Consider the following 12,645-nt stretch of genomic DNA (forward strand, 5'->3'; position numbering starts at 1 on the left):
CCGCCGCACATGCCGTTCGGTTCCCCGCTGTCCTCGTTCTCCGACCACCTGCGCCTGCACGCGCCGGAACTGCTGCCGGAGAACCGTCCCGGGCTGCGCGGCGCCGACGCGGACATCGCCCCGCACGGCACCACGATCGTCGCGGTGACGTTCGCCGGTGGGGTGCTGATCGCCGGTGACCGGCGCGCCACCATGGGCAACATGGTGGCCAGCCGGGACGTGCAGAAGGTGTTCGTCACCGACAGCTACTCCGCGGCCGGGATCGCCGGCACCGCCGGGCTGGCCGTCGAGCTCGTGCGCCTGTTCGCGGTGGAACTCGAGCACTACGAGAAGATCGAAGGTGTCCCGCTGACCTTCGACGGTAAGGCCAACCGGTTGTCGTCGATGGTGCGCGGCAACCTCGGGGCCGCGATGCAGGGCCTGGCGGTGGTCCCGCTGCTGGTCGGCTACGACCTCGAGGCACCGGACCCGCAGCGCGCCGGCCGGATCGTGTCCTACGACGTGGTGGGGGGCCGCTACGAGGAGCGCGCCGGCTACCACGCGGTGGGCTCGGGGTCGTTGTTCGCCAAGTCGTCGCTCAAGAAGCTCTACCGCGCCGACGCGGACCAGGCGGCGGCGCTGCGCACCGTCGTCGAGGCCCTCTACGACGCCGCCGACGACGACACCGCCACCGGCGGCCCGGACACCGCCCGCGGCATCTATCCCACCGCGGTGGTCATCACCGCCGACGGCGCTGTCGAGGTACCGGAGCAGACATTGTCCGAGCTGGCCCGCACCGTCGTCGCGGACCGCACCGTCACCGAGTCCGGGCAGGGAGGTGCGCTGTGACGCTGCCGTACTATGCGTCCGCCGAGCAGATCATGCGCGATCGCTCGGAACTGGCGCGCAAGGGCATCGCGCGGGGCCGCAGTGTGGTCGTGCTGATCTACGCCGACGGGGTGGTGTTCGTTGCCGAGAACCCGTCGAAGGCCCTGCACAAGGTCAGTGAACTGTACGACCGCATCGGATTCGCCGCGGTCGGCAAGTACAACGAGTTCGAGAACCTGCGGCGCGCCGGGATCGTGCACGCCGACATGCGCGGCTATTCCTACGACCGGCGCGATGTGACCGTGCGGTCGCTGGCCAACGCCTACGCCCAGACCCTGGGCACCATCTTCACCGAGCAGCCCAAGCCGTACGAGGTGGAGATCTGCGTCGCCGAGGTCGGCCGCGCCGAGTCCGCCGACACGGCGCAGCTGTACCGCATCACCTACGACGGGTCGATCGTCGACGAACCGCAGTTCGTGGTGATGGGTGGGCACACCGAACCCATCGCCACCGCGCTACGCGAGTCGTACCGGCCGGGGCTGTCCCTCGCCGAGGCGGTGCAGGTCGCAGTGCAGGCCTTGCAGCAGGTGCCCGCCGCCGGACCCGAGAACGGCACCCGGGTGCTCGGCCGCGCCGAACTCGAGGTGGCGGTGCTCGAGAAGCCCCGCCCGCGCCGCGCGTTCCGCCGCATCACCGGCGCCGCGCTCGACCAGTTGCTGCCGGGCAGTGACACCGCCGGGGCGGGCAGTGACACCGCCGGGGCGGACGGAGCGGAGCCCGCTCAGGGTTCCTGATCGACGGGCCGGTAGACGGTCAGCGCGCCGGGGGCGCTGCGGAACTCGAACCGCGTGCCCTCGGCGAGGACCTCACCGTCGGTGGCCAGGGCGACCCGCCCGTCACGCACCCGCACCGACAGCGCCGGCGCATCGCGCCGCACGTGGATCGGGGACCCGGCGAGGCTGCCGGTGGCCGCGGCCGCGAGCAGTCGCGTCCGCGACCAGTGCAGATCGGCCCGCAGATACCGCACGTCCAGGGTCCCGGTGTCGAGGCGGGGCCGTGACATCGGCACCCGATCGTCCGGTGCGTACCGTCCGTTGCCGACGAACAGCAACCACACCGCGGTGGGCACCCCGTCCAGCGACACCCGCAGCGGGCTCGCGGTCGCGAGGACCGCGGCCAACGCCGCCGCGGCGGCCGGCCACTTGCCGATCCGCGGCTCCCAGCGTTCGCGCAGCCGCACCGAGTCCGGATAGCCGCCCACGCTGGCGGTGTTGACGAACACCGGGCCACCCTCCGGCCCGGACCTGTCGACCTGTACCCGGCCGAGATCCACGCGCTGGGCCTGCCCGCGCTCGACCGCGCGCACGGTCTGCTCCAGGTCGAGCAGCCCGGCGTCGCGCGCGAAATGGTTCAGGGTGCCGCCCGGGAACACCGCCAGCGGCAGGCCGTGCGCCACGGCCGCGCCGGCCGCGGCCCGCACGGTGCCGTCCCCGCCGTGTACGCCGAGCGCCGCGGGGGCGTGCTCGGCGACGTACCGGTCGAGTTGGGCGGTGAACTCCTGGTCCGGGTCGAGGACGATCACCCGTGCCCGGGGCAGCGCCGCGGCGATCGCGTCCGCGCCGTCGTCCCGGCCCGCGTCGGGGTTGACCAGCACCAGCAGGTCCCGGCCCTGCGGCAGGGCGGGGGCCGGGGCGGGTGGGCCCAGCCGGGCGGGCTCCTCGGTGCGGACCGCCCACCAGCGCCGTGTGGCCAGGGCCACCGCCGTGCCGAGGGCGACGCCGGTGACCACGTCGGCCGGCCAGTGCACCCCGGTGTGCACCCGGGAGTAGGCGACCGCCGCGGCCACCGGCGCGAGCACGGCCCCCGCCAGCGGGGATTCGAGGGCCATCCCGGTGGCGAAGGCCGCCGCCGACGCCGAATGCCCGGACGGGAACGACGACGAGCGTGGCGTCGGCAGCGAGCGGCGCAGCGGCCCGTCCTGCCGGGCCGGGGGGCGGCGGCGCGGCAGCAGCGGCTTGAGCACCCCGTTGGCCAGGGCGCTGGCCCCGCCCAGGGCCAGCAGGCCGCGGACGGCGCCGCGCCGGGGCCGTCCGCCCATCGCGGCGCACGCCGCGGCGCAGCCCAGCCACAGCCGACCGTGGTCGGCGGCGCGGCTCAGGCCGCGCAGCACGGGGTCGGCGGGGGAGGGCCGCAGGGCGGCGCTGCCCGCGAACAGGGACCGGTCCAGGCGTGTCAACAGTGCGGGGGCGAACATCACGGGTTCGACGGTAATCCCGTTGCGGCTCATGCTCGGTGATTCCGCGCGGTACTGTCGAAGTGTGCAGCGACGAATCATGGGCATCGAGACGGAGTTCGGCGTCACGTGCACCTTCCACGGGCACCGGCGGCTGAGCCCGGACGAGGTCGCCCGGTATCTGTTCCGCCGGGTGGTGTCCTGGGGGCGCAGCTCGAACGTGTTCCTCCGCAACGGGGCGCGCCTGTACCTGGACGTCGGGTCGCACCCGGAGTACGCCACGGCCGAATGCGACGACCTTCTCCAGCTCGTCGAGCACGATCACGCCGGCGAGCGGGTGCTCGAGGAACTGCTGATCGACGCCGAGCAGCGCCTCGCCGAGGAGGGCATCGGCGGGGACATCTACCTGTTCAAGAACAACACCGACTCGGCCGGCAACTCCTACGGCTGCCACGAGAACTACCTCGTGGTGCGGGCGGGGGAGTTCTCCCGCATCTCGGACGTGCTGCTGCCGTTCCTGGTGACGCGGCAGTTGATCTGCGGCGCCGGGAAGGTGCTGCAGACCCCCAAGGCGGCCACGTTCTGCCTGTCGCAGCGCGCCGAGCACATCTGGGAGGGCGTGTCGTCGGCGACCACCCGGTCCCGGCCGATCATCAACACCCGCGACGAGCCGCACGCCGACGCCGAGAAGTACCGGCGGTTGCACGTGATCGTCGGGGACTCGAACATGTCCGAGACCACCACGATGCTCAAGGTCGGCTCCGCGTCGCTGGTGCTCGAGATGATCGAGGCCGGGGTGGCGTTCCGCGACTTCGCGCTCGACAATCCGATCCGGGCCATCCGGGAGGTCAGCCACGACCTGACCGGGCGCAGGCCGGTGCGCCTGGCCGGTGGCCGGCAGGCCAGCGCCCTCGACATCCAGCGCGAGTATCACGGCCGGGCGGTGGAGTACCTGCGCACCCGCGAACCCGATCCGCACGTCGAGCAGGTGGTGGATCTGTGGGGCCGGGTGCTCGACGCGGTCGAGTCGCAGGACTTCGCGAAGGTCGAAACCGAGGTCGACTGGGTGATCAAGCGCAAGCTGTTCCAGCGCTACCAGGACCGCTACGACCTGGAGCTGTCCGACCCGAAGATCGCCCAGCTGGACCTGGCGTACCACGACATCAAACGCGGGCGCGGGGTGTTCGACCTGCTTCAGCGCAAGGGCCTGGCCACGCGGCTGACCGACGACGAGTCCGTCGACGCGGCCGTGCACACCCCGCCGCAGACCACCCGGGCGAAGCTGCGCGGCGACTTCATCGCCGCCGCGCAGGACGCGGGCCGCGACTTCACCGTGGACTGGGTGCACCTCAAGCTCAACGATCAGGCGCAGCGCACGGTCCTGTGCAAGGACCCGTTCCGCTCGGTCGACGAACGCGTCGAACGGCTCATCGCCTCGATGTAGGAGCGCCCCGGGGTCGCCGGCAGAGGGGCCTGCGTCCGGTAACCGGGTCGACCGGCGGGCGGGGGATTAGGCTGCACCGCGTGGCGAATTCCAAAGTCGAGCGGCTGGTGAACCTGGTCATCTGCCTGTTGTCCACCCGCCAGTTCCTCACCGCCGAGAAGATCCGCGCCTCCGTCGCCGGATACGACGACTCGGGCAGCGACGAGGCGTTCAGTCGCATGTTCGAACGCGACAAGAACGAGCTGCGCGATCTGGGGATCCCCCTCGAGACCGGCATGCCGTCCCGGTTCTCCACCGTCGAGGGCTACCGCATCAACCGCGACGCCTACGAACTGCCCGAGATCGAACTGACCAGCGCCGAGGCCGCGGCGGTCGCGGTGGCGGCGGCGCTGTGGGAGTCGCCGGAGCTCACCTCCGCGGCGCAGGGCGCGCTGCTCAAGCTGCGCGCCGCCGGGGTGCAGGTCGATGCCGATCCGGCGGGCGCGATCACCGCGATGCCCACCCGCAGTCGCGGTTCCGAGCCGGTGCTGGGGCGGTTGCTCGCCGCCGTCGACGCGCGCCGCGCGGTGCGGTTCCGGCACCGCAGTTCCCCGACCGACCCGTGGACCGAGCGCACCGTCGAGCCGTGGGGGGTGGTCACGGTGCACGGTCGCTGGTATCTGGTGGGGTTCGACCGGGACCGGGGGGCGCCGCGCACCTTCCGGCTCTCCCGGATCGACGACGACATCACCGAGTTCGGTCCTGCCGGGGCCGTGCGGATCCCCGAGGGGGTGGACCTGCGGGCGCACGCCCGCGCCGCCACCGCCACCGGCGACGTGACCGGTCATGCCCGGGTGTGGGTCGCGGACGGGCGCGCATTCGAACTGCGCCGGCTCGGCACCGAGCACGAGCGCCGCGTGGTGGGCGCCCGGCCCGGCACGGTCCTGGACGTGCCGGTGCGGTCGTGGGAGTGGATCGGGCGGGTGATCGCCGGGCAGGGCGCCGACGCGCTGGTGCTCGACCCGCCGGAGTTGCGCGAGGAGGTGCGCCGCACCCTGGGCCGGGTGCTGGCCACCCCGACGGTCGCGGCCGGCGCCGGCACGAACAGCGGCGTGGCCGCCGAGCGGGGGGAGCACCGATGAGCACACGTCTGTCCGGTCGGCTGACCCGGCTGCTGAACCTGGTGCCCTACTTCCTGGCCCATCCGGGGATCAGCGCCGCCGAGGCCGCGCGCGATCTCGGGGTCACCCCGAAGCAGATCATGGACGACCTGAATCAGCTGTGGGTGTGCGGGCTGCCCGGCTACGGTCCCGGCGACCTGATCGATCTGTCGTTCTCCGAGGACAGCATCGTGGTCACCTTCACCGCCGGGATCGACCGGCCGCTGCGGCTGACGTCCACCGAGGCCACGGCGCTGCTGGTGGCGTTGCGGTCGCTGGTGGAGATGCCCGGTGTGGTCGACCCCACCGCGGCGCTCGGGGCGATCGCGAAGATCGAGGCGGCGGCCGGCACGGCCGCGGCCACCGCCCGCCCCCCGGCCCCCACACCTCCGGTCGCCGAGGATCCGGTGGCGGCGACGGTGCGGTCGGCCGTGCAGCACGGACGGGCGCTGCACCTGACCTACTATTCGGCCTCCCGCGACGCGGTGTCCGAACGCGACGTCGATCCGATCCGGATCGTGCTGGTCGGGGAGCAGACCTACCTGCAGGCCTGGTGCCGCGCCGCCGACGGGGTGCGGCTGTTCCGGTTCGACCGCATCGACGCCGCCACCGAACTCGACGAACCGGCGGATCCGCCCGAGCGGGCGCTGGACGAGGACGACCACCTCGACCTGTTCGCGGGGGACCCGGCGCTGCCGGCGGCACGGTTGCGCATCGAGTCCGGCTACGGGTGGCTGCTCGACTACTATCCGCTCACCGATGTGCAGGCCCACGAGGACGGCGTCGTCGACGCGGTGATGCACTACGCGTCGCTGGACTGGATGGCGCGCCTGGCCGTCGGCCTCGGCGCGGGGGTGCGGGTGCTCGGCCCGCCGGAGCTGGTCGCGGCGGTGCGGGACCGGGCGCAGGCGGCGCTGACGGCGTACGACGCGCTCGCCGGGAACGGTGTGTGAAGCCGCTGCGAACTCCCTGTGAACGCCCCTGTGCGGCGCGCCGCGGCAAGGGCGGTCCGGTAGCATCGACGCCAGCAGATCAGTGGAGGTTGATAATGGGTGCAATGAGCCCCTGGCACTGGGCCATCGTCGCGATCGTCGTGATCATCCTGTTCGGTTCGAAGAAGCTGCCCGATGCGGCTCGCGGTCTCGGCCGGTCGCTGCGCATCTTCAAGAGCGAGGTCAAGGAGATGCAGAACGACGATGCGCGCCCCGCGCAGCAGCCGGCTCCGAGCCCGTTGCCGCCGGCCCAGCCGCCCCAGGCCCCCGTGGAGCCGCAGACGCAGACGTCGCAGCCCGAATCGCGTTCGGCCTGACCGTACTACCCTGACCGGGACATCCGCGCGGATGTCCCGGTCCTCCGCTGATCCCGGCGGCCGTGACAGGAGCTGAGAACCGCACCGTGCGCATCCCGTTCGATCCGCGTCGAAGCCGACGCAAGACCAATCCCGACGGCACCATGTCGCTGGTCGAGCACCTCTACGAACTGCGCACCCGTCTGCTCATCGCCCTCGCCGCGGTGGTCCTCACCACGATCGTCGGGTTCGTCTGGTACAGCACCGGCCTGTTCGGGCTGCCGAGCCTCGGCGAGATCCTGCGGGGCCCCTACTGTGATCTGCCGGCGTCCGCGCGCGCCGACATCAGCCCCGACGACAGCTGCCGGCTGCTCGCCACCGGGCCGTTCGAGCAGTTCATGCTGCGGCTGAAGGTGGCGCTGACCGCGGGCATCGTGCTCGCCTGCCCGATCTGGCTGTACGAGCTGTGGGCGTTCATCACCCCCGGGCTGTATGCGAAGGAACGCCGCTACGCGATCGGGTTCGTCGTCTCCGGCGCGGCACTGTTCGTCGCGGGCGCCGTCCTGGCCTACCTGGTGGTCTCGCACGCGTTGTCGTTCCTGCTCACCGTCGGCAACGACGTGCAGGTCACCGCGCTGTCGGGCTCGGAGTACTTCGGGTTCATCATCAACCTGCTCGTGATCTTCGGGGTGTCCTTCGAGATCCCCCTCGTCATCGTCGCCCTCAACGCCGTCGGGATCCTCAGCTACGCCAAGCTCAAGGCGTGGCGGCGGGGGCTGATCATGGCGATGTTCGTCTTCGCGGCCGTCGCCACCCCGGGGCAGGACCCGTTCTCGATGCTGGCGCTGGCCGCGGCCCTGACCGTGCTGCTCGAGCTGGCCATCCAGATCGCCCGCCTCAACGACAAGCGCCGTGCCCGCCGCGACCGGGAACAGGGCTGGGGTGACCTCGACGACGACGAGAGCTCGCCGATCACCCCGCCGGCCCCGGTGCCGGCGCCCACCTCCACGCCGCCGCCCGGGCCCGCGTCCGCCGACTACTCCGACACCCTCTAGTCGCCTGTGACCGATTCACCCGACACCGGATCCACCACGCCCCCGCCGGCGTCCCGGCTCGCCGAGTTCACCGCCGGGCTGCCCTTCCCGCTCGACCCGTTCCAGGTGCAGGCCTGCCGCGCCCTCGAGGGCGGGCACGGCGTGCTCGTGTGCGCCCCCACCGGCGCCGGCAAGACCGTGGTCGGGGAGTTCGCCGTGCATCTGGCGCTGCGTGCCGGCAGCAAGTGCTTCTACACCACCCCCATCAAGGCACTGAGCAACCAGAAGTATGCCGATCTGGTCGCCCGCTACGGCAAGGCCGCGGTCGGGCTGCTCACCGGTGATCAGTCCGTCAACCCGGACGCCCCGGTGGTGGTGATGACCACCGAGGTGCTGCGCAACATGCTCTACGCGTCCTCGACCACCCTGATCGGGCTGACCCACGTGGTGATGGACGAGGTGCACTTCCTCGCCGACCGGTTCCGCGGCGCGGTGTGGGAGGAGGTCATCCTGCACCTGCCCGAGGACGTGCGCCTGGTCAGCCTGTCCGCGACCGTCTCCAACGCCGAGGAGTTCGGTGACTGGATGGAGACCGTGCGCGGGGACACCGCCGTCGTCGTCGACGAGGTGCGGCCCATTCCGCTGCACCAGCACGTCATGGTCGGTCCCCGCATCTTCGACCTGTTCGAATCCGCCGCACACCCGGACGCGGCGGACGGCACCGGTCGCCGCGGGGTCGTGGTCAACCGGGAACTCGTCGAGCAGGTGCGCCGCCGCGCCGTCCTCGACTCGGCCGGCCGGTGGGGCGGGCCCCGCGGGCGCATTGGGTTCCGGCCGCTGCCGCGCCCGGAGGTCGTCGCCCGCCTCGACCGGGAGGGGTTGTTGCCGGCGATCACGTTCGTCTTCAGCCGCGCCGGCTGCGACGCCGCCGTCGGTCAGTGCCTGCGCGCCGGGCTGCACCTGACCTCCGAGGCCGAGATCGCGCAGATCCGGGCGGTCGTCGACGAGCACACCGGCGACCTGCCGCGCGCAGACCTCGAGGTGCTCGGCTTCCGGGAGTGGCGCGCCGCCCTCGAACGCGGCATCGCCGCCCACCATGCCGGCATGCTCCCGGCGTTCCGGCACACCGTCGAGGATCTGTTCGTCCGCGGCCTGGTGCGCGCGGTGTTCGCCACCGAAACCCTCGCCCTGGGCATCAACATGCCGGCCCGCACCGTGGTGCTCGAGAAGCTGGTCAAGTACAACGGCGAAACCCACGCCGAACTCACCCCGGGCGAGTACACCCAGCTCACCGGGCGGGCCGGACGGCGCGGCATCGACGTCGAGGGCCACGCGGTGGTGCTGTGGCAGCCGGGTCTCGAGCCCGCCGACGTCGCCGGGCTCGCCTCCACCCGCACGTTCCCGCTGCGCAGCTCGTTCCGCCCGTCGTACAACATGGCGGTCAACCTGATCGACGCGGTCGGCGCCGAACACTCGCGGGCACTGCTGGAACGGTCCTTCGCGCAGTTCCAGGCGGACAAGTCGGTCGTCGGCCTGACCCGTGGCATCGAGCGCAACGAGAAGACCCTCGCCAAGCTGCGCGACCAGCTCGGCGGCGAGGACGGCGAGATCCTCGACTACCTGCAGCTGCGCGAGGAACTGACCCAGCTCGAACGTGCCCGCGAACGCCAGGCGCGGCAGGACCGCCGGCAGGCGGCGGTCGCGTCGCTGCTCGCGCTGCGCCGCGGCGACATCGTCGCCATCCCCGGCGGCCGACGCACGGGCCTGGCCGTCGTCCTCGAGACCGACACCGATGTCACCGATCCCCGGCCGCTCGTGGTCACCGCGGACGCCTGGTCCGGCCGGGTGTCGGCCGCGGACTTCCCGGCCCCGGCGACCGCATTGGGGAAGCTCCGGCTGCCCCGGCACGCCGACGCCCGCACCGCCCGGGCCCGCCGGGACCTCGCATCGGCGCTGCGCAGCACCGGGATTTCCGCGCCGCGCCGACCCAAGCGCGCCAAGCACGGCGACAGCCGCGAAATCGACACGCTGCGGCGGCGGCTGCGCCGGCATCCGGCCCACCAGCATCCCGATCTCGACCGTCTCGCCCGGCTCGGGGAACGCTACAACCGGCTGGGCCGGGAGGTGGCCCAGATGCGCCGCCAATCCGCGGCCACCACCAATTCCCTCGCGCGCACCTTCGAGCGGATCGTCGCGTTGCTGACCGAGCGGGGCTACCTCACCGCCGGCGACGATCCGTCGACCACCGAGGCGGGGGAGCGGCTCGCCCGCATCTACAGCGAGAGCGACCTGCTGGTCGCCGAATGCCTGCGCCACGGGGTGTGGGCCGGGCTCTCGCCCGCCGAGCTCGCCGCGGTCGTCTCGGCCGTGGTGTACGAAGCCCGCGCCGAGGAGGGCGCCACCGAGTACGGGCCGACCGGGCCGCTGCGTCGCGCGCTCGCCGACACCGTCCGTCTGTGCGGACAGCTGCGCGCCGACGAGGTCCGCTTCAAGCTGCCCCCGACCCGGGAACCGGATCCCGGATTCGTCGACGCCATCTACACGTGGGTGAGCACCCAGTCGTTGACCGAGGCTCTGCTCGCCGCCGGCACCGCCGGACGTGACCTGTCGGCGGGCGATTTCGTGCGCTGGTGCCGGCAGGTCATCGATCTGCTCGATCAGATCCGCACCGGCGCCGTCGACCCGCAGCTCGCCAAGACGGCCGCCCGCGCGATCGGCGCGATCCGGCGCGGTGTCGTCGCGGTCGATGCGGCGTGAAGACACCGCGTGTGGTTTGATACGCGCGCTGCCACACGGCTTCCTCGTGATGGGTGGGGTGCTACGACTACGGTAATTGGACACAGCGAAGGCAGGTGGAGGCGACAATGAGCGGTCCGCACGACCCGCAGGATTCCGACGATTCGACCAAGCAGTGGGCGCCGTCGCCCCCGCCGTCCTCCGGAGCCGAGCAGGGGCCGGCACCGACGCAGGCGTTCGGCACACCGCAGCAGGGCCAGGCTCCCGGGCAGTCGTGGGCTCAGCAGGGCCCAGGCCAGCCCCAGCAGGGCCAGCCGCAGTGGGGGCAGCCGCAGCAGGGCCAGCCGCAGCAGGGCCAGTGGGGACAGCAGCAACCCGGTCAGCCGCAAGGCCAGCAATGGGGGCAGCAGCCCGGCCAGCAGTGGGGACAACCGCAGCAGGGCCAGCCGCAGCAGGGCCAGTGGGGACAGCAGCAACCCGGTCAGCCGCAAGGCCAGCAATGGGGACAGCAGCCCGGCCAGCAGTGGGGACAACCGCAGCAGGGCCAGCCGCAACAGGGCCAGTGGGGACAGCAGCAACCCGGTCAGCCGCAAGGCCAGCAATGGACCGGCGCGAACCAGTGGAATGCCGGTGCACCGCAGACGAAGTCGAAGACCGGCCTGATCGTCGGCCTGGCCGTCGCTGCGCTCGTGCTGATCGGGGCGATCATCGGCGCCGTCCTGCTCTTCGGCGGCACCGACACCCTCGACCCCGAGGCCGCGCAGGCCGGCGTCGAGAAGGTCCTCACCGAGTCGTACGGCGCAACCGACGTCTCCGACGTGCAGTGCCCGGACGGCGAAGAAGTCAAGGCGGGCAACAGCTTCGAGTGCACCCTCACGGTGGACGGGCAGTTCCGGACGGTGACCTTGACCTTCACCGACGACGAGGGCACCTACGAGGTCAGCCGGCCCAACTGAGCACGCCGGTCCGTCGCCCTCACACCCCGGCCGCCGCCGCGGTCAACCGGGCGGCGGACCGCCCGATCCCCAGATCCTGGGCCAGCCGCTCGAGTCCCTGCGGATCGACGGGGGCCCCCGGGATCGTGTCCGGGCGCGACACCCGGACCGGAGCGTCGGTGGCCACCCGCACCACCGGCACCGCCGCGTCCAGATACTCGCCGGCGTCGATCAGCTTGGCGCGCACCCCCTTCGCCAGCCCCGACGCCGGGTCCGCGGCCGCCGCGCGCAGCGCCGCGAGCGACCCGTACTCCTGCAGGAGCGTCGACGCGGTCTTCTCCCCGATCCCCTTGACGCCCGGCAACCCGTCCGAGGGGTCCCCGCGCAGCGCCGCCAGCTCGGCGTAGGCCGCTCCGGCCCGCCCGGGCGGAAGCCCGTACCGGGCCGCGACCTCCGCCGGACCGAACACCTCGGCCTTGGCCAGGCCCCGCCCGACGTACACCACCCGCACCGGCACCGCGCCGCCGCGCACCACCTGCAGCAGATCCCGGTCGCCGCTGACCACCAGCACCGGGTCGCGGGCCTCGCCGGCGGCGAGAGTGCCGATCACGTCGTCGGCCTCGAACCCGGCCGCCCCGGCGGTGGCGAGCCCGACCGCGGCCAGCACGTCGAGGATCATCGGCACCTGCGGCGGCAGCGCCGCCGGCACCTCCTCGGCGGTGCCGTCCGAACCGGCGGCCACCCGGTGCGCTTTGTAACTCGGCACCGCCGCCACCCGGAACGCCGGCCGCCAGTCCAGATCCAGGCACACCACCAGCCGCGCCGGCCGATGCTTGGTGATCAGCGACGCCACCATGTCGGTGAACCCCCGCACCGCGTTGACCGGGCGGCCGTCCGGGGCGGTGAGCGATTCGGGCAGCGCGTGGAACGCGCGGAACCACAGGCTCGCCCCGTCGAGCAGCATCAACGGGCCGGTGGGGGGCACGGGGGCGGCGGAGGCCGGCGTCGCAGTCACACCGGTCATCCTGC

Annotated in this window: 11 protein-coding genes; 9 read left to right on the top strand and 2 right to left on the bottom strand. The window is 72.7% G+C overall.

Features of this window, described 5'->3' with window-relative positions:
• The first annotated feature begins 9 nt into the window (after window positions 1–9).
• A complete protein-coding gene (prcB, locus tag QNA09_RS11395) occupies window positions 10–828 on the top strand; it encodes a proteasome subunit beta (RefSeq protein ID WP_017681810.1) in 819 nt (272 codons plus the stop codon).
• Entirely contained in the window at window positions 825–1,601 is a 777-nt protein-coding gene (gene prcA, locus QNA09_RS11400; protein WP_064066610.1) for a proteasome subunit alpha, read from the top strand. Before prcB ends, prcA begins: the two co-directional genes overlap by 4 nt.
• Here the strand turns inward: prcA and QNA09_RS11405 are convergent.
• Window positions 1,589–3,061, bottom strand: a complete 1,473-nt coding sequence (locus QNA09_RS11405; protein ID WP_203011872.1) for a bifunctional phosphatase PAP2/diacylglycerol kinase family protein — start codon at window positions 3,059–3,061, stop codon at window positions 1,589–1,591. The genes prcA and QNA09_RS11405 overlap by 13 nt on opposite strands.
• 64 nt (window positions 3,062–3,125) lie before the next feature.
• On the opposite strand from QNA09_RS11405, the gene pafA reads away from it, so the two are divergent.
• The 7 genes from pafA (at window position 3,126) to QNA09_RS11440 (ending at window position 11,637) form a co-directional block, all read left to right on the top strand.
• A complete protein-coding gene (pafA, locus tag QNA09_RS11410) occupies window positions 3,126–4,484 on the top strand; it encodes a Pup--protein ligase (RefSeq protein WP_003937216.1) in 1,359 nt (452 codons plus the stop codon).
• An 80-nt stretch (window positions 4,485–4,564) separates the two neighbouring features.
• Entirely contained in the window at window positions 4,565–5,605 is a 1,041-nt protein-coding gene (locus QNA09_RS11415; RefSeq protein WP_119699797.1) for a YafY family protein, read from the top strand.
• On the top strand, window positions 5,602–6,576 hold the full coding sequence (locus QNA09_RS11420; RefSeq protein WP_017682296.1) for a YafY family protein: 975 nt from the start codon (window positions 5,602–5,604) through the stop codon (window positions 6,574–6,576). The genes QNA09_RS11415 and QNA09_RS11420 overlap by 4 nt, the downstream gene beginning before the upstream one ends.
• A gap of 95 nt (window positions 6,577–6,671) precedes the next feature.
• On the top strand, window positions 6,672–6,932 hold the full coding sequence (tatA, locus tag QNA09_RS11425; RefSeq protein ID WP_026138124.1) for a Sec-independent protein translocase subunit TatA: 261 nt from the start codon (window positions 6,672–6,674) through the stop codon (window positions 6,930–6,932).
• Between the two features lie 86 nt (window positions 6,933–7,018).
• Window positions 7,019–7,966 carry a twin-arginine translocase subunit TatC gene (tatC, locus tag QNA09_RS11430; RefSeq protein ID WP_017682297.1) on the top strand — a complete coding sequence of 316 codons (948 nt, stop codon included), beginning with the start codon at window positions 7,019–7,021 and terminating at the stop codon, window positions 7,964–7,966.
• A 6-nt stretch (window positions 7,967–7,972) separates the two neighbouring features.
• Window positions 7,973–10,702 (top strand): RNA helicase, encoded by a 2,730-nt coding sequence (locus QNA09_RS11435; protein ID WP_203010714.1) that lies wholly within the window; start codon window positions 7,973–7,975, stop codon window positions 10,700–10,702.
• A gap of 107 nt (window positions 10,703–10,809) precedes the next feature.
• On the top strand, window positions 10,810–11,637 hold the full coding sequence (locus tag QNA09_RS11440; protein WP_203010715.1) for a DUF4333 domain-containing protein: 828 nt from the start codon (window positions 10,810–10,812) through the stop codon (window positions 11,635–11,637).
• Between the two features lie 19 nt (window positions 11,638–11,656).
• Here the strand turns inward: QNA09_RS11440 and QNA09_RS11445 are convergent, their stop codons facing one another.
• Entirely contained in the window at window positions 11,657–12,640 is a 984-nt protein-coding gene (locus tag QNA09_RS11445; RefSeq protein WP_017682300.1) for a 5'-3' exonuclease, read from the bottom strand.
• Between the last annotated feature and the right edge of the window lie 5 nt (window positions 12,641–12,645).

The sequence above is a fragment of the Rhodococcus sp. AH-ZY2 genome, assembly GCF_030916465.1.
GTDB classification, from domain to species: domain Bacteria; phylum Actinomycetota; class Actinomycetes; order Mycobacteriales; family Mycobacteriaceae; genus Rhodococcus; species Rhodococcus ruber.

Bases quoted from the DNA above. Each gene is read 5' to 3' on its own strand.
- QNA09_RS11420 (WP_017682296.1), top strand. From the start codon at position 5,602: ATGAGCACACGTCTGTCCGGTCGGCTGACCCGGCTGCTGAACCTGGTG.
- QNA09_RS11405 (WP_203011872.1), bottom strand. From the start codon at position 3,061: ATGTTCGCCCCCGCACTGTTGACACGCCTGGACCGGTCCCTGTTCGCG.
- prcB (WP_017681810.1), top strand. From the start codon at position 10: ATGCCGTTCGGTTCCCCGCTGTCCTCGTTCTCCGACCACCTGCGCCTG.
- tatA (WP_026138124.1), top strand. From the start codon at position 6,672: ATGGGTGCAATGAGCCCCTGGCACTGGGCCATCGTCGCGATCGTCGTG.
- QNA09_RS11440 (WP_203010715.1), top strand. From the start codon at position 10,810: ATGAGCGGTCCGCACGACCCGCAGGATTCCGACGATTCGACCAAGCAG.
- QNA09_RS11445 (WP_017682300.1), bottom strand. From the start codon at position 12,640: ATGACCGGTGTGACTGCGACGCCGGCCTCCGCCGCCCCCGTGCCCCCC.